Source organism: Halosimplex yunnanense (assembly GCF_054504345.1).
In genome coordinates this window covers 40,804-57,074 of sequence record NZ_JBTJEL010000026.1, presented here as the reverse complement: position 1 = coordinate 57,074, position 16,271 = coordinate 40,804, and the positions used below count along the sequence as shown (strand labels likewise).

Here is a 16,271-nt window from a genome sequence, read left to right as displayed (position 1 = left end):
GTCGTCAGCGCGTCTTCGAACCGGTCGTTTTTGGACTCTCGCCCGCCCGTCAGTCCGTCTCGTCGGCGTTGACGAGCGCCGAAAGCCCCGAACTTGCCAGGTCGGTCGTCTCGTAGCCGCGGACGCCCGCCACGTCGGTCTCGACGATCAGTCCGGCCGCGCGAAACTCGGTCAGCAGGCCGTGGAGGTCGCTCTCGCAGAGGTCGACGGCGGCCATCAGCGTCTGCACGGCGACCGGACTCCGGGCGTCGATCTCCAGTAGCAAGCCGAGCGATCGGTCGTCGTGGACCGCGCTCGCGACGGCGCGGACCGGTTCGGGGACCGCTCGACTGGCCGTCTCCAGCGGTGACTCGCCCTCGACGGGCTCCAGTCGGTCGTTGGCGACGTGGCGTTCCTCGCCGGTCTCGGGGTCGCGGACGCGGGAGGCGTCGCTCGACTCCTTCAGCAACAGGTACCGTCGCCCGGACTCGTCGCGGACCGTTCGCATGTCCGCCCGTAACGGATTCGGGTGGTTAGCCGTTCCGGTCGGCCGCTCGAACTCGCTCGCTTATTCGTCGTCTGTTGACCCGCTATTGCCCGCCGAATCGCTCCCACCGGTCGATTCGAGGCTGTCCCCTGATTCGTCGGTGTCCCCCGATTCGTCACTGTCGCGGAACTCGTGGTACTCGCGGACGCCGTAAAGGAACGTGACGACGCCGAGGGCCAAAAGCGGCCCGCCGGTGTCCCAGTCGCTCCGGAAGAAGACGAACATCGGCCCGAGCGACAGCGCGAGAAACGCGACGTCGAAGACGAGGACGAGCCGCCAGAACGTCCGCGACAGCTCGGGGTCGACGTCCGCGTCGAGGGCGTCAGCGTCTTCCTCGTCGATCTCGCCGGCCTCGTCGGCCCCGGGGACGGACGGGATCTCGACCTCGGGCACGTCCACCTGCGGGACGTCCGGCCCGAGCGAGGACTCGAAGCGCTCGGCGTCGCCGAGCAGGCCCTCTTCGTCCCCGTCCCCGTCGTCTGGCACACCCGCCGATTGCGGGCTGGCGGCAAAAAGGGTTCCCACTCGGTCGACCCGTGGTTCGGACGGCCGCTCAGGCCATCTGCCCGAGGGAGATGGCGTCGTCGGCCTCCACCCACGCGAGGGGGTTCTCCACGTCGAAGAGGACCACGCCGTCGTCCACCTCGTAGGCGTCCGTGGCGGCGACGCCCGCTGTGTCTGCGGGGGCCGCTCGCACGTCCGCCGACGGCTCGCTGTCGCCACTGTCCGACACGTCGCGGTGCGTCGTGTGGTCCGTCATGGCTTCGTGTCGGCGGTTTGTGACACCGTGGCAAGTATCTTCTGCCTGCAGCGACCGTTGCCGTTCGGTCGACCCGCCAGACCGCGGTTATTTTAGTCAGCGGGAGCCAAGCGAGTGCAACGATGGAGCAAACGGAGTTCGGGGACTTCGGGGCCGGCGACGACCGGCCAGCCGACGAGGCCGAGCACGTCGCCGGCGACGGCGGCGGCGGGGGCACCGCCGACGTGGTCGACGCCGACTCGGTCCGCTTTCCCGAGGCAGAGGGACGGGTCACGATAACGGTCACGCAGGTCGACTACACCGTCGAGTACAGCGGCGACGAGGAGTTCCCCGTCGTCCACGTCTTCGGCCGCCGGGACACCGGCGAGGGCCGCCCGACGCTCGAACACGTCGAGGTCTACGACTTCGAGCCGTACTTCTACGCGCCCGCCGAGAACGTCGACGACGAGCGGATCGCCGGCTACGACGGTCTCGTCGACTACCGCGAGACCGACACCGAGGGCGAGCCCTTCGAGTCCATTCGCGGCGAGCGACTCGTGAAGATCATCGGCCGCACGCCACGCGATGTCGGGCAGGTGCGCGACGACTTCGAGCACTACGAGGCGGACATCCTCTTCCCCAACCGCCTGCTCATCGACAAGGACATCGAGAGCGGGATCCGCGTGCCCGAACGCCGCACGGACGACGACACTATCCGCATCCCGCACGAGGAGGTCGAGGCCGTCGACGCCAACGCCACCCCGCGGGTGAACACCTTCGACATCGAGGTCGACGACCGCAACGGCTTCCCCGAGGAGGGCGAAGAGACGATCGTCTGTCTCACCTCTCACGACTCCTACGACGACCAGTACATCAACTGGCTCTACCAGTCGCCCGGGGGCGTCGACGGCCCCGCCGCGCTGGAGGAGTACGACCCGATCGAGGACGACATCGACGCCGACGTGCGCGTGTTCGACGACGAGGCGGAGATGCTCGACGCCTTCATCTCTTACATCGAGGAGACCGACCCCGACCTGCTGACCGGCTGGAACTTCGCCGACTTCGACGCGCCGTATTTCCTCGACCGCGTCGAGGAACTGGCCGGCTCGCACCACGACTACGACCTGGACATCGACCGGCTCTCCCGCGTGAACGAGGTCTGGCGCTCGGACTGGAACGGCCCGGACATCAAGGGCCGCGTCGTCTTCGACCTCCTGCGGGCGTACAAGGCCACGCAGTTCACCGAACTGGAGAGTTACCGGCTGGACGCCGTCGGTGAGGTCGAGATGGGCGTCGGGAAGGAACGGTACCCCGGCGACATCGGCGACCTCTGGGAGGACGACCCCGAGCGACTCCTCGAATACAACCTCCGCGACGTGGAGCTGTGCGTCGAACTCGACCGCAAGCAGGACATCATCGCCTTCTGGGACGAGGCGCGCAAGCTCGTCGGCTGCAAGATCGAAGATGCGCCCACCGCCGGCGACGCGGTCGACATGTACGTCCTGCACAAGGCCTACGGCGAGTTCGCGCTCCCCTCGAAAGGGCAACAGGAGGCCACCGACGAGTTCGAGGGCGGGGCCGTCTTCGACCCGATCACGGGCGTCCGCGAGAACGTCTCGGTGCTGGACCTGAAGTCACTCTATCCGATGTCGATGACGACGATCAACGCCTCGCCGGAGACGAAGGTCGACCCCGAGACGTTCGACGGCGAGACCTACCGCACGCCCACGGGCGTCCACTTCCGGAAGGAACCGGACGGCATCATCCGCGAGATGGTCGACGAACTGCTCGAAGAGCGCGAGGAGAAGAAGGCCCTGCGCAACGACAACGACCCCGGCTCGGAGGACTACGAGCGCTTCGACCGCCAGCAGGCCGCGGTGAAGGTGATCATGAACTCGCTGTACGGCGTCTTCGGGTGGGACCGGTTCCGCCTCTACGACCGCGAGATGAGCGCGGGCGTCACCTCCACGAACCGCGAGGTCATCAGCTTCACCGAGCAGGCGGCCAACGAACTCGACAAGGAAGTCATCTACGGCGACACCGACTCGGTCATGCTCGAACTCGGCGGCGATATGCCCAAAGCCGATGCCATCGAGCGTTCGTTCGAGATAGAGGAGCACATCAACGACCGCTACGACGAGTTCGCGAAGTCCGAACTCAACGCCGACTCTCACCGCTTCCAGATCGAGTTCGAGAAGCTCTACCGGCGGTTCTTCCAGGCGGGCAAGAAGAAGCGCTACGCCGGCCACATCGTCTGGAGCGAGGGCAAGGACGTCGACGACATCGACATCACGGGCTTCGAGTACCAGCGTTCGGACATCGCGCCGATCACCAAGGAGGTCCAGTTGCAGGTCATCGAGATGATCGTCCACGGCGAGGACCTGGAGGACGTGAAAGACTACGTCCACGACGTCATCGAGGACTTCCAGAACGGCGAGGCCAGCCTCGACGACATCGGGATCCCGGGCGGTATCGGGAAGAAACTCGACAACTACGACACCGACACCGCGCAGGTCCGCGGCGCGAAGTACGCCAACCTCCTGCTGGGGACGAACTTCGCCAGCGGATCGAAGCCCAAGCGGCTCTATCTGGAGAAGGTCCACCCCGAGTTCTTCCGCGAGATCGAGGACGAACTGGACCTCGACCCCGCCGAAGACGTGCTCTACGGCGAGTTCAAGCGCGACCCCGACGTGATCTGCTTCGAGTACGCCGACCAGGTGCCCGACGCCTTCGAGGTCGACTGGGACAAGATGCTCGACAAGACGCTCAAGGGACCGATCGCCCGCATCCTCGAAGCGCTCGACATCTCCTGGGAGGAGGTCAAGAGCGGCCAGGAGCAGACCGGCCTCGAGAGCTTCATGTGAGCGACCGCCGATTGCTGTCCGGGCCTCCCGCCGTCCGCTGATTTCGCGCGGAGTCCTCCGCGGGTCGGCCCGAAGTTGTCTATTCCCGAAGTTCGCTTTCAGTTTCGCAAAAGACGCTCGTGGAAACTCGAAACTATTATCTGCGTCTCTACCCTGTTTTCGGACGACCGAAACATATGGCTGTACTCGAAATAGACAACCTGCAGGCGAAAGTCGCAGAGGAAGACGGGGAGCAGATCCTCGAGGGCGTGGATCTGGAAGTGAAGTCGGGCGAGATCCACGCGCTGATGGGTCCGAACGGCTCCGGGAAGTCGACGCTGGCGAAGATCATCGCCGGCCACCCGGCCTACGAGGTCACGGGCGGCGACGTCCTGCTCCACATCGAGGAGGACGAGTTCGAAGACATCGAAGTCCCCGAGGACCTCCAGACGTGGGACCTGCTCGATCTGGAACCGAACGAGCGCGCGGCGCTGGGCATCTTCCTCGCCTTCCAGTACCCCGCCGAGATCGAGGGCGTCACGATGGTGAACTTCCTGCGGACGGCGCTCAACGCCAAGCTCGAGGAGCGCGAGGAGCTCTTCGAGGACGAGGAGGAGGACGCCGAAGCGGCCGAGGGCGGCGACACCAACGAGGACGCGGCCGGCTACGAGACGTCGCCGATGGAAGGCCCTGCCGACGAGGGCGAGGTCGGCGTCGCCGAGTTCCAGGAGATCCTCCAGGAGAAGATGGAGCAGCTGGACATGGACGAGAAGTTCGCGAACCGCTATCTCAACGCGGGCTTCTCCGGCGGCGAGAAGAAGCAAAACGAGGTCCTCCAGGCCGCGATCCTCGAGCCGAGCATCGCCGTGCTCGACGAGATCGACTCCGGGCTGGACATCGACCGTCTGCAGGACGTCTCGAAGGGCATCAACGCGCTACGCGACGAGCAGGGCGCGGGTATCCTGCAGATCACTCACTACCAGCGGATCCTCGACTACGTCGAGCCGGACCACGTCCACGTCATGATCGACGGCGAGATCGCCAAATCCGGCGGTCCGGAACTGTCCGAGACGCTCGAGGACGAGGGCTACGACTGGGTCCGCGAGGAAGTCTACGAGGCGGCCTAGCGTGCACAGCGTCATAAGGCTCGACACCAAACCTACGACACAACAATGAGTTCAGATCAAGACCACCTCAAAGAGACTGACACGGAGGCTCGCTTCGAGTTCAAGAAAGAGGAGAAGTCGGCCTTCGAGACCGAGAAGGGACTGACCGAGGAGACGGTCCGTCTCATCTCGGAGGACAAAGACGAGCCCGAGTGGATGCTCGACCGACGCCTGCGCGCCCTGGAGCAGTTCCAGGAGATGCCGATGCCGACCGACTGGCCGGGCCAGCCCGACCTCTCGGAAGTCGACATCGACGAGATCGTCCCGTACATCCGCCCCGACATCGAGACGCGCGGGGGCGCCGAGAACTGGGAGGACCTCCCCGAGGAGATTCAGGACACCTTCGACAAGCTGGGCATCCCCGAGGCCGAGAAGAACGCGCTCTCCGGCGTCGGCGCGCAGTACGAGTCGGAGATCGTCTACCAGAACATGCAGGAGCGCTGGGAGGAGAAGGGCGTCATCTTCTGCGACATGGACAAGGCCGTCCAGGAGCACGAGGAGATCGTCAAGGAGCACTTCATGACGAAGTGCGTCCCCCCGAGCGACAACAAGTTCGCCGCGCTGCACGGCGCCATCTGGTCCGGCGGTTCCTTCGTCTACATCCCGGAGGACACCACGGTCAACATGCCCGTCCAGGCGTACTTCCGGATGAACTCCGAGGGGATGGGCCAGTTCGAACACACGCTCATCATCGCCGAGGAGAACTCCGAGGTCCACTACATCGAGGGCTGTTCCGCCCCGAAGTACTCCGCGTTCAACCTCCACAGCGGGGGCGTTGAAGTCTTCGTCGGCGAGAACGCCCACGTCCAGTACTCGACGGTGCAGAACTGGTCGAAGAACACCTACAACCTCAACACCAAGCGCGCCATCTGCGAGGCCGATGGGACCATGGAGTGGGTCTCCGGATCGATGGGCTCGAAGGCGACGATGCTCTACCCGAGCACCATCCTCAAGGGCCCCGGCGCGACCGACAACCACATCACCATCGCGATGGCCGGCGAGGGCCAGGACATCGACACCGGCGCGAAGGTGTACCACAACGCGCCGAACACGAACTCGACCATCGAGTCCAAGTCCATCGCCAAGGACGGCGGCCGCACCAACTACCGCGGCCTCGTCCACATGGCCGACGGCGCGAAGGGCTCGAAGACCAACGTCGAGTGCGACGCGCTGATGTTCGACAACGAGTCGACGTCGGACACCATGCCGTACATGGAGATCCAGGAGAACGACGTCGACGTCGCCCACGAGGCGACCGTCGGCAAGATCGGCGACGAGGACGTCTTCTATCTCCAGAGCCGCGGCCTCGACGACGACGACGCCAAGCAGATGATCGTCGCCGGCTTCATCGAGCCGATCACCGAGGAACTGCCCATCGAGTACGCGGTCGAGCTCAACCGCCTCATCGAACTGGAGATGGAGGGCTCGCTCGGGTAACCCCCGGTGTCTATCATGAGTACGCAGCTACACGCCAACCTCACAGAGGAGCAAGTACAGCAGATCAGCGACGAGCTCGACGAGCCCGAGTGGCTCCTCGAGACCCGTCTGGACGCGCTGGAGGCGCTCGACGATCTGGCCATGCCGGACGTCATCACGACGCCCGGCCCGCGCAACTGGACGAACCTCGTCGACCTCGACTACGAGACGCTGGTCGACCCCCTCGAGTGGGAACAGGAGAAAGACCGCGTCGAGGCCGAGGGCGCGGACGTCCTGGCCTGGGACGAGGCGCTCGCCGAGCACGGCGACCTGATCGAGGAGCACTTCGGCAGCGTCGTCGACCCCCAGCGGGACTTCCTGACGGCCCTGTCGACGGCGCTGTTCAGCGCCGGGACGCTCGTCTACGTCCCCGAGGGCGTCGCCGCCGAGGACGTGAAGATCCGCACGACGATGAACAGCCGCTCGCTGTTCAACTACACGCTCGTCGTCGCCGAGGAGTCCTCCTCGGCCACGATCCTCGAGCGCCAGACGACCGGGACGAACATCGACGGCGACCAGTACTACTCGGGCGTCGTCGAGGTCGTCGCCGGCGAGAATTCGAGCGTCCAGTACGGCGCGCTGCAGAACCTCGCCGAGGACACCTACAACTTCCAGGTCAAGCGCGGCCACGCCGACGACCACGGCACGGTCGACTGGATCGAGGGCAACATCGGTTCCCGACTCACCAAGTCCAGCGTCGAGACGCGACTGCTCGGCGAGGGCTCGGAGAGCCAGATCGTCGGCGCCTTCTTCGGCCACGACGACCAGCACTTCGACATCAACAGCCGCGTCTGGCACGAGAACGAGCACACCACCGCCGATCTGGTGACCCGCGGCGTCCTCGACGACGAGGCCCGCTCGGTCTACGAGGGCGTTCAGGACGTCGGCCGCGACGCGTGGGACACCAACTCCTACCAGCGCGAGAACACGCTGATGCTGAGCGACGACGCCGAGGCCGACGCCTCGCCGAAGCTCATCATCAACAACCACGACACCGAGGCCAGCCACTCCGCGACGGTCGGACAGGTCGACGCCGAGGAGCTGTTCTACATGACCTCCCGCGGCGTCGACGAGAAACGCGCGAAGGACATGCTCGTCGAGGGCTTCTTCGTGCCCGTCTTCGAGGAAGTCGCCGTCGACGAACTCCGCGAGGATCTGGACGACCTCGTCGTCGAGCGTCTGCAGGAGTAACGCTTCCGCGTTTCCCGCCACGTAAGCCCGATTTTTTCGAGTCCGAAGGCCCGAGCCGCCGGCTCGTCCGTCCACAAAGCTGATGCCTGACCGATAAGAACGCGGGTGCATGTCCCTCCTTCGCGAGGACGGCCGAGAGGCGGCCGTGACCACCGTCGTCGTCGCCTGTCTCGCGTTCGTCGTCTTGGTCCCCGCCGTCACCGTTGCAGCACACGGGTCGGTGTCAGGTGATTCGACTGCCGCGGTCCCGGAGACTGCCGTCAACGACCGAGACTCCGTTTCCTGCGGGCAGTGGGCAGGTTCGGACAGTGGAAAGCGAGCGCAGGCGTCTCCCGAGAGCAGTCAGCACCAGTCGATGGCGGCGAACGGCGAGGAAGAGCGCGTCCCGCTCGGCGGCATCGCGTTCGTCTCGGTGCCGGTCGCCGAGGGGGCCGAGAGTACGGTCGAGATCGGCAGGGAGGCGAACCACACCGTCCGGGCGACCGTGAGCGACGACGGCGACGGTCGTGCGACGCTGCGGATCAACACCTACGCCGCGGCGAATACGACCGCGGTCGATTCCCGGGCGTACGACGTCACTGGCGCGGACGAGATGGAGATCCGCACGAACGAGACGGACGCCCCGATGACGAACCGGACGTACTCGGTCGAGGTGACCCGTGACGGCGCCGTCGTCGACGAACGACAACTGAACGTCACGGCACCCGACCTCGGGACGGCGGCCGCGTTCGCTGGGCCGCCGCAGCTGGCCGAAGTCGGGTCACTCGACGCGCTCCGTCGGGCCGAGGATCTAGGGATGGTCTCGACCGTCGAAGACGAGTACAACCGAACGATGGTCCGGTACGGCGAGACGCTGGGTGTCCGCATCGAGTCGGCCAGCGTTCTCGGCGCCGTCGCCGCCCAGCCCGGTGAGACGATGGCCGAGAAGCTCGGACGCGTGTACGCGGGTCACGACCGCGACCCGCCCGTCACCGTCGCGCTCAGCGGGCCGTGTTACTCCGTCGAGCTCGGTGATGCCGTCGCCGAGGGAGCGGTCGAAGCCCTGCCGGACTACGAGAACGGAACGCTGACCGTCCTGATCGACACCGGCAGGATCGCCCCGTACAGCATGACCGTCGCCATGGATATCGACGTCGACCCGTCGGGTCCGCTCGGGGACGTCGAGGAGTCCCGCTGGTACGAACAGACCGAGTTCGCCGACCCCGACGAACGGCCGACGGTCGAGCGGGCCGGCCCGTACTCGTACGTCCAGCGCGTCGACGGGATCGTCTCCTGGCCGACGAACGGGACCGTCGAGATCCGCGGCGAGAGTGACCGCGACTCCGTCCCGATCACCGTCCGGTCGCTGACCGACCCGACGAACGTGGCCCGGACCTCGGCGGCGGTGGACGAGGAGTCTTTCCGGGCGGTCCTCGTTCGCTCTGCCATCTCGAATCCCGGCCTGTACGAGGTCGCCGTCGGCAACACGACCTACACGGCCACGTTGGGCGATCCGCCGAACGTCACGTGGGAGATCGGGTCGCCGCCGGCGGCCGCGGGGGTCGACCGGCTCCCGATCGAACGGCTGACGCTCGAAGACGGCGGGTTCCTCGTCGCGTACGCCCCCGACGAGAACGGGTCGACGTTCCGACCCGTCGGGGTCGCCGACACCGACGACATCGCGATACCGGTCGGGGCGCTCGACGGGGCCCGTCACCTGGTCGTGGTCGCCCACCGCGACGCCGACGGGGACGGCCGCTTCGACGGGCCCGAAACCGACCCGGCGTACCGCGTCGGCGGGAACGTCGTCCGGAAGTGGGCCACCGTCGAAGCGGACGACGCGTCGCCGACAGCGGACCCGTCGTTCGGTTCGTTCAACCTCTCGAAGGTCGGGGAGCCGGTCTCCGACGGGCCGACGCAGACGACGGTCGAACCGACGCCGACCGCGACGCAGACGCCGACCAGCACCAGTACCCCGACGCCAACCGCGACGCAGACACTGACGACTCCCGGTACCCCGACGCCAGCGGCTACACCAACCGCTACCACAGAGGCACCGACGCCGACAGCGAGTCCGACCCCGACTGCCACCGGCCACTTCGGGTCGACGACGGCGACAGGGACAGGGGCCGAAGGGACGAGCGCTGACGGCCCGGGATTCGGCTCCGCTGCCCTCGTGGTCGCTCTCGCCGTATTCGGGCTATTCGGGACCTACCGCCGGATAGCCCAGTAAGCCCGATACGACGAAAACCCGATCCGCCGACCCCCCGCTCGGACTCGTCTCGGCCGGCGAACCTGTTCTCAGCCCCCGAAAACACGCCGCTTCTTTAAATAGGGTCGACGATCCAGACGTACGTAGAGTATGCGCCCGCTTCACGTCGCCCCCCTCGTCTTCGCAGCGTTGGTCCCGTTGCACGCCGGGCCTCCGAGCCTGTTCTCGGAGTCGGTGATCGGCGTGGTCGCCGGCGTCGTCGCCGTCGTCCTGTACCTGGCCGCGCTCCGCTGGACCGGCAGCGACCGGCAGGACACCAGTGCCGAGAAAGCGCGGAACCGCGACCGTGGGACGAACTGACAGCCGCGCCGAATCGCCGAGGGAAGCACTTACGTCCCCTCCTACCCGAGCAGTGCCCATGAACGGAGTCACGCGCGACGACTACCGGGGGGCCGAACGGTGAGTCTCACCGTCCCGGTCGGGTCCGACCACCAGCTCGCCCGTCTGCTGCAGATCGGCATCGTCCTCGAGGAGGTCGTCGAGGCCCGGGCCGGCAAACACGTCGCGGAGTCGACCGCGGACCTCAACGACGAGGTCAGAGCGATGCTCGAAGACGCCGCCGAGGAGTCGGCCGACCACCGCGGCCGGCTGGAGTCGCTGATCGACGAACTCGACGCCGAGACGGTCCCCTTCGAGGAGATCGAGACGCTGGTCGAAGCCCAGTACGAGGCCGACGAGGACTTCGACGGCGTTCTCTACGACCAGCTCTGCAACGAGGAGACCGCCTACAAGTTCTACGACGATCTCATCGACGCCGTCGAGGCCTCGGACGTAGAGTTCGGGATCGACCGCGAGCGCCTCCTCGAGACGCTCGCGACCATCCGCGAGGAAGAAGCCGAGGGAGTCGAGGAAGTGACACAACTCATGGAGGAACGACGATGAACGCCGACGGAGCGGAGTTCCGGCCAGCTCACGCGAACCCGGAGGGATACGCATGAACACGGCCGACCAGTACCTGAAGGCGATCTATCTCATCCAGCAGATCGAGGACGGTCCCGCATCGACGGGCGATCTGGCCGACCGGCTCGACGTCAGCCCCGCCAGCGCCAACGAGATGATCGGCAAGCTCGAAGATCAGGGCCTGGCCGAACACGAGAAGTACAAGGGCGTCACCCTCTCGGACGAAGGGATCGTCCGCGCCCGCGACGCCCTCCAGAACTACTGCATCATCGAGCGGTTCCTCGTCGAGGTCCTCGAAGTCGAGGACTTCCGGGGGGAAGCCCGCCAGCTCGAGAGCGTCATCGACGAAACCGTCGCCGAGCGCCTCGACACCATCATCGACCGCGACCCGCGCTGTCCGGACTGTTTCGACCCCGAAGATGACGTCTGCAGCCTGCTGGAAGTCTCCGCCACCGCAGACGACTGACCGCTCTCGAAGCGTTCAAGGGCGGCCCGCGAGAACGATTACTCGCAGTCCCGTGGTGTAGTGGCCAATCATAGTGGCCTTTGGAGCCACTGACAGCGGTTCGAATCCGCTCGGGACTATATTACTAGAAGTAATTCCGGTGGTTGGGACAGCCGTCACGCCTCAATTGCGACCGCTCAAACGGGCTGGTAGGCGGCCCGATAGCCGTCGTCGGTTTCCACCACTGAATCGACTGCGTAGAAGCGGATGTCGCGCTCCTGGTTCGTCCGGACGGGGAAGTCGTAGTGAGTCGCCTCGTAGCTCAGTTCGTCGCCGTCGTCTCGAGCGTCGGCGACGAACTCCCGGTGGCGGTCGAGGCGCTCGCGGACGACCGATCGCGACAGGTCGCGCAAGTCCGCGATCTGGTCGTCGAATACCTCGGCGAACGCGGGTTCGTGCTCGTACCCGATCGAGTTTCGCCCAGCGACGAGGGCGGCGAGCGACGTGGTGCCGGTGCCCCAGAAGGGGTCGAGAACGGTGTCGTCGTAGACGGAGTACATGTTGATCAGCCGGTAGGGAATCTCGAAGGGGAACGCGGCCGAGCGCTCGCGGAGGTCGTCGTGCCCGAGCGACTGCAGTTCGCCCTGGACGTCGGTCCAGACGTCGGAGAACCAGCGGTTGCGCTCCTCCCAGAAGTACGCGGCCTCGTAGCGGCGGTCTGCGCCCGGCTCGAACGACCGAGAGTCGCTCCCGTTGCGGAAGACGAGGACGTACTCGTGTTCGAGCGTGACGTAGGCGTTCGGCGGCACCATCCCCGATCCCATGAACTTCGCGGCGCTGTTGGCGGGCTTGCGCCAGAGCACGTCCGGCAAGGCGTCGAAGCCGAGCGACTGGAACGCCTCGATGACGCGGGCGTGATTCGGGTAGACGCTGAAGCTGTCGCCGACCGTTCGGGTGGCGTCGCCGACGTTGACGCAGGCGATGCCGCCGTCGACGAGGACGCGCGACAGCTCCGCCCACACGTCGTCGAGGACCGCGTGCATCGCCTCGAACGCGCGCTCGCCGTCGCCGTCCGCGAGCGCGTCGCCGACGGCGGGGTCGAGCTGTTCGAACGTCTCGTCCCACATCTCGATCATGGGGTACGGCGGCGAGGTGACGACGAGGTCGACGCTGTCTGCGGCCACGTCCGAGAGGTCGCGCGCGTCGCCCACGACGACCCGGTGACTCGTCTCCATCGTCCCTGTAGTCTACATGCCCGTCCTTGAGTGTCCCGACCGAAGCGCGACGGGCCCAGCCGAATCTCCGCGCCGGACTGCTACAGGTACGCCGCGTCCCACCGGGTCGCTTTGCGGGCGTTCCCGCAGTTGTCGCACTCGATGCGACCCATGGCGTCCATCGCGTTCGCCAGCCGATTGCAGTTCGAACAGAAGTACCCGTAGTGTTCGGCTCGCTCCTCGTCGGCGTAGACGGTGTAGAACTTGCCCGCGGACCCCTCGTCCCAGTCGCGCTCGTCGACGTAGACGGTGGCGCCGTCGCTCGCACGTATCGACTGGAGCCCGCTCTCGCGCGCCTCGGCGTAGACGTTCTCGACGTGCGTCTCACCGGCGATCTCTACCTGGTCGCGCCCGATGCGCTCGTAGCCCAGCGACTCGTAGAAGTCGTTGCCGTCGTCGTTATCCTCCAGCACGCGCCCGGCGACGTGCTCGACACCGGATTCCGACAGCCGGTCGTGGGTCCGGTCGAACAGTGCGCCCGCGATCCCCTCTCCGCGGTACGCCGGGTCGACGTGCAGCCACAGCAGCGTCGCGGTCTCGCCGTCCGGTGACCGCTCGGACTCGGAGAAGCCGACGACTTGCCGGTCCCGCTCGGCGACGAGTACCAGCCGGTCGTCGTCGTCGTCGAGCGCATCCTCCATCTCCGCTTCACCGTACCACTCGGCGATGGCCGTGTCGATCGCGTCCGTACTGAGCGAGTACGACGCCTGCAACGAGCGACGGGCCACGTCCCGGATCGCCGGGCTGTCGGCCGGCACTGCGGTTCGAACCTTCATGTGTTACTTGTTATCACCAAGCACGATAAAACCACACCTGCGACGCGATCGCTGGCGACCTGTCGCGCTCAACCGCGGATCGTTCGGCACGCGTGAAATCGACGGTGAGATCGGGCGGCAACCCGGGCCGACCGGAGGCGACGAAACCGAGAACGCGAGGTTGTCGGTCTGTTACCGTGAAACACGGCGATCGCGCGATCCGCGAGCGGCCCTTAGACCGGAGAAAAACGAGTCCCACGGGTGTCGTAACGCCTAAGAGTCGAACGCGCGTTTCTATCCGTAAGATGACTGACGCACGTATCTCTCGGGGGTGGTTCTGTGGGAGTCGAGATTAGGGAATCGCCGGTCTCCGACGAGGAGTTCGAGGAGATGAAGGGCTTCGTCCACGACTATCTCGCGGCCAGTGTCGAGAGCGAGGACGACGGCGGTCGCATGCGGTGGTACCCCTGGCACTCCGCGGAGTACCGCTTCAACCACATTCTGAACGTCGTCGAACTCGCCGAGGAGATCGCCGAAGCCGAGGGTGCGAACGTCGACGTGACCCGCGTCGCCGCGCTGTTCCACGACATCGCGAAGCTCGAAGTCGACCAGGATCTCCACGCGGAGGAAGGCGCCCGCATCGCCCGCGAGTACCTGATCAGCCACGGCGACTATCCCGCGTCGTTCGTCGACGAGGTCTGCGCGGCCGTCGAGGACCACTCCTATCAGGGCGAACTCACCGATCTGCCCCTCGAAACGCAGTGTCTCATCGAGGCCGACCTGCTCGACAAGGTCGGGGCCAACGGCACCGCGCTGATGCTCCTCCGGATGGGCTACGAGTCCCGCACGCACATCGACGCCGCGGAGATGGTCGGGCGCGTCCTCGAACGCGGCCTCGACGCGCGCGAGCGGGTCCGGAGCGACACCGCCGAGAGCATCGTCCACCGCCGGCTCAAGCGCGTCAAGTGGTTCAAGGAGTGGCTCGAGTCCGAAGTCGCCGACGTCGACCCCGAAGAGGGGCTCGGCGAACCCGCCGAACGACCGGACTGAGACCGGCCGCCACGTCACCGCGTCGCCGTCGCTTCACCGACGCGCTACACGAACGTACCGAGGAGCGACCGCGCCGCGGTCCAGCAGAAGGTGACGCCGAATCCCGCGAGCACGACCGCCGAGACGGCCGCTGCGGCCGGTGCGAACGCGTCGACCCGGCGGCCGATGCTGACCAGCATCGTCGGGAAGCCGACGATCCAGACGACGATCCCTCCGAACAGTCCAGATAGCAGCGCCGGACTCCCGGTTCTGACGATCAGCAGACCCGCGAGCCCGTCGCCGACGGCCGGCAGGTACGAGAGCACGTCGACGGTGCCGGGTTCGAGCAGGCCGACGCCGACGGTCAGCCAGAAGAGTATCTGGTAGGGGTTCGTCAGCGCGAGGACGAACGCCTTGACGAAGCCGCGAGCGTCGGCATCGTCCGGGGGCGGGGTCGGCTCTCCGGTCAGAAAGTCCGTGCGCGCCTCCCGGACCGCGCCGGCGGCGAAGTAGAGCATGATGAGTCCGCCGGCGCCGACCATGACCGCCCGGACCGTCGCCGCGTCGTCGAGGAACGCGACGACGCCCGCGAGCGACAGCGCGAAGAATATCAGGTCGGCGCTCATCGCGCCGAGCCCGGCGGTGAAGCCCGCGAACCAGCCGCGGAGGACGCTCTCTTCGGCGATGACGGCGTTCATCGGTCCGGGCGGCGCGGCGAGCGCCAGCCCGAACACGACGCCGACGCCGAACGTCTGCGCGACTGTCGCGACTCCCATCGCCGTCGAGTACCGTCCGTACCGCGAAAAAGGCGTTGCGTTCGCCGCGTCGGGCGTTTCGGCTGGTCGGCCGCTTCTGTCCACCGCCTGCGCCCTACTGGTACATGCCGATCGGCTGGGCGCGGGAGCTCTCCTCCTGGGCTTCCTGCATCCGCTGGGCGAGGTTCTCGCGGGCCTCGCTGATCTCCTCGGCCTGCTCGACGAGGTGCTCGGTCTCGATGTCGACGCCGGCGATGGGGCCGACCCCGTCGAGCAGGACCACGCGCGCGGCTTCGGGGTCGGGGAAGTTCCGGTTGGACTCGACGACCAGTCCCAGCGCGTCGAGGTCGCTCCGGTTGGCCTCGTAGAGGAGCGCGCCGGTCGGACCGCTGATGACGCCGCTCTCGGTCGGCGCCGGGATGCCGTGTTCGTCCAGAATTCCGGCCGCGTCGCCGTTCGCAACGCCGTAGAGGCTCGGGACGCCGTCTTTCTCGGCGGGGAGGCCGGAGACGAAGATGGCCGTCGCGTCGCGCTCGCGCAGCCAGGCGGTCAGGCAGGTCGCGAAGTCGTCGGCGGCGCTCGGGGAGACGGGGACGTCGCTCTGTAGCGCCAGCAGGTCCCGCTCCTCGTCGGCGTAGATCCGGACGGGCGGCTGGTAGGCCCGGTCGCCCTCGCCGAAGACGGCGACCTCGGGCAGCCCGTCGCAGTGACACGACGCGTAGTAGGTCATGTCGAGCGCGTCGACGAGGTGGTCGGCCGCGATCTTCCCGACGAGGCCGACGCCGGGCAGCCCCTCGATCAGCGTCGGCGACTCGAGTTCGATCCCGTCGTCGTGTACCTGCACGCGAGCCATACCGGAACCCGGGCCGCCAGCGGCTTAAAACCGTCCGCAGTCCGCGGTCGCTGGTCGACAGTGCCGTT

Annotated in this window: 16 protein-coding genes and 1 tRNA gene; 10 read left to right on the top strand and 7 right to left on the bottom strand. The window is 66.8% G+C overall.

Translation table 11 applies throughout. The features are described from left to right. Positions 1–49 precede the first annotated feature (49 nt). The 3 genes from AB2U09_RS01845 to AB2U09_RS01835 form a co-directional block, all read right to left on the bottom strand. Positions 50–487 carry a DUF7346 family protein gene (locus AB2U09_RS01845; protein WP_459190987.1) on the bottom strand — a complete coding sequence of 146 codons (438 nt, stop codon included), beginning with the start codon at positions 485–487 and terminating at the stop codon, positions 50–52. 60 nt (positions 488–547) lie between these two features. Next, positions 548–1,012, bottom strand: a complete 465-nt coding sequence (locus AB2U09_RS01840) for a DUF7322 domain-containing protein (RefSeq protein WP_459190986.1) — start codon at positions 1,010–1,012, stop codon at positions 548–550. Positions 1,013–1,079: 67 nt separating this feature from the next. Continuing rightward, entirely contained in the window at positions 1,080–1,286 is a 207-nt protein-coding gene (locus tag AB2U09_RS01835) for a DUF7331 family protein (protein WP_459190985.1), read from the bottom strand. Between the two features lie 122 nt (positions 1,287–1,408). On the opposite strand from AB2U09_RS01835, the gene AB2U09_RS01830 reads away from it, so the two are divergent. The 9 genes from AB2U09_RS01830 (at position 1,409) to AB2U09_RS01790 (ending at position 11,677) form a co-directional block, all read left to right on the top strand. Next, entirely contained in the window at positions 1,409–4,129 is a 2,721-nt protein-coding gene (locus AB2U09_RS01830; RefSeq protein WP_459190984.1) for a DNA-directed DNA polymerase, read from the top strand. Positions 4,130–4,305: 176 nt separating this feature from the next. Next, complete coding sequence (locus AB2U09_RS01825) at positions 4,306–5,235, top strand: ABC transporter ATP-binding protein (protein WP_459190983.1); 930 nt, start codon at positions 4,306–4,308, stop codon at positions 5,233–5,235. Positions 5,236–5,280: 45 nt separating this feature from the next. Continuing rightward, a complete protein-coding gene (gene sufB / locus AB2U09_RS01820; RefSeq protein WP_459190982.1) occupies positions 5,281–6,711 on the top strand; it encodes a Fe-S cluster assembly protein SufB in 1,431 nt (476 codons plus the stop codon). 15 nt (positions 6,712–6,726) lie between these two features. Further along, the gene (gene sufD / locus AB2U09_RS01815; protein WP_459190981.1) at positions 6,727–7,941 is read left to right on the top strand and encodes a Fe-S cluster assembly protein SufD; all 1,215 of its coding nucleotides are present in this window, start codon (positions 6,727–6,729) and stop codon (positions 7,939–7,941) included. Positions 7,942–8,050: 109 nt separating this feature from the next. Continuing rightward, positions 8,051–10,153 carry a DUF7827 domain-containing protein gene (locus AB2U09_RS01810; RefSeq protein ID WP_459190980.1) on the top strand — a complete coding sequence of 701 codons (2,103 nt, stop codon included), beginning with the start codon at positions 8,051–8,053 and terminating at the stop codon, positions 10,151–10,153. 129 nt (positions 10,154–10,282) lie between these two features. Next, a complete protein-coding gene (locus AB2U09_RS01805) occupies positions 10,283–10,492 on the top strand; it encodes a hypothetical protein (protein ID WP_459190979.1) in 210 nt (69 codons plus the stop codon). Between the two features lie 99 nt (positions 10,493–10,591). Then, entirely contained in the window at positions 10,592–11,074 is a 483-nt protein-coding gene (locus AB2U09_RS01800) for a ferritin-like domain-containing protein (RefSeq protein WP_459190978.1), read from the top strand. Between the two features lie 52 nt (positions 11,075–11,126). Beyond that, on the top strand, positions 11,127–11,558 hold the full coding sequence (locus AB2U09_RS01795; RefSeq protein ID WP_459190977.1) for a metal-dependent transcriptional regulator: 432 nt from the start codon (positions 11,127–11,129) through the stop codon (positions 11,556–11,558). Between the two features lie 46 nt (positions 11,559–11,604). Then, a tRNA-Gln gene (locus AB2U09_RS01790) sits at positions 11,605–11,677 on the top strand. A gap of 57 nt (positions 11,678–11,734) precedes the next feature. On the opposite strand, the gene AB2U09_RS01785 is transcribed toward AB2U09_RS01790, so the two are convergent. Continuing rightward, positions 11,735–12,772 carry a DNA-methyltransferase gene (locus tag AB2U09_RS01785; protein ID WP_459190976.1) on the bottom strand — a complete coding sequence of 346 codons (1,038 nt, stop codon included), beginning with the start codon at positions 12,770–12,772 and terminating at the stop codon, positions 11,735–11,737. A gap of 80 nt (positions 12,773–12,852) precedes the next feature. Then, complete coding sequence (locus tag AB2U09_RS01780) at positions 12,853–13,587, bottom strand: GNAT family N-acetyltransferase (protein WP_459190975.1); 735 nt, start codon at positions 13,585–13,587, stop codon at positions 12,853–12,855. 318 nt (positions 13,588–13,905) lie between these two features. Between AB2U09_RS01780 and AB2U09_RS01775 the strand changes: the two genes are divergently transcribed. After that, complete coding sequence (locus AB2U09_RS01775) at positions 13,906–14,616, top strand: HD domain-containing protein (RefSeq protein ID WP_459190974.1); 711 nt, start codon at positions 13,906–13,908, stop codon at positions 14,614–14,616. Positions 14,617–14,660: 44 nt separating this feature from the next. On the opposite strand, the gene AB2U09_RS01770 is transcribed toward AB2U09_RS01775, so the two are convergent. Further along, positions 14,661–15,329, bottom strand: coding sequence for a LysE family translocator (locus AB2U09_RS01770; RefSeq protein ID WP_459191012.1), 669 nt, complete (start codon positions 15,327–15,329; stop codon positions 14,661–14,663). A gap of 136 nt (positions 15,330–15,465) precedes the next feature. Then, positions 15,466–16,203, bottom strand: coding sequence for a proteasome assembly chaperone family protein (locus AB2U09_RS01765; protein ID WP_459190973.1), 738 nt, complete (start codon positions 16,201–16,203; stop codon positions 15,466–15,468). Positions 16,204–16,271 lie beyond the last annotated feature (68 nt).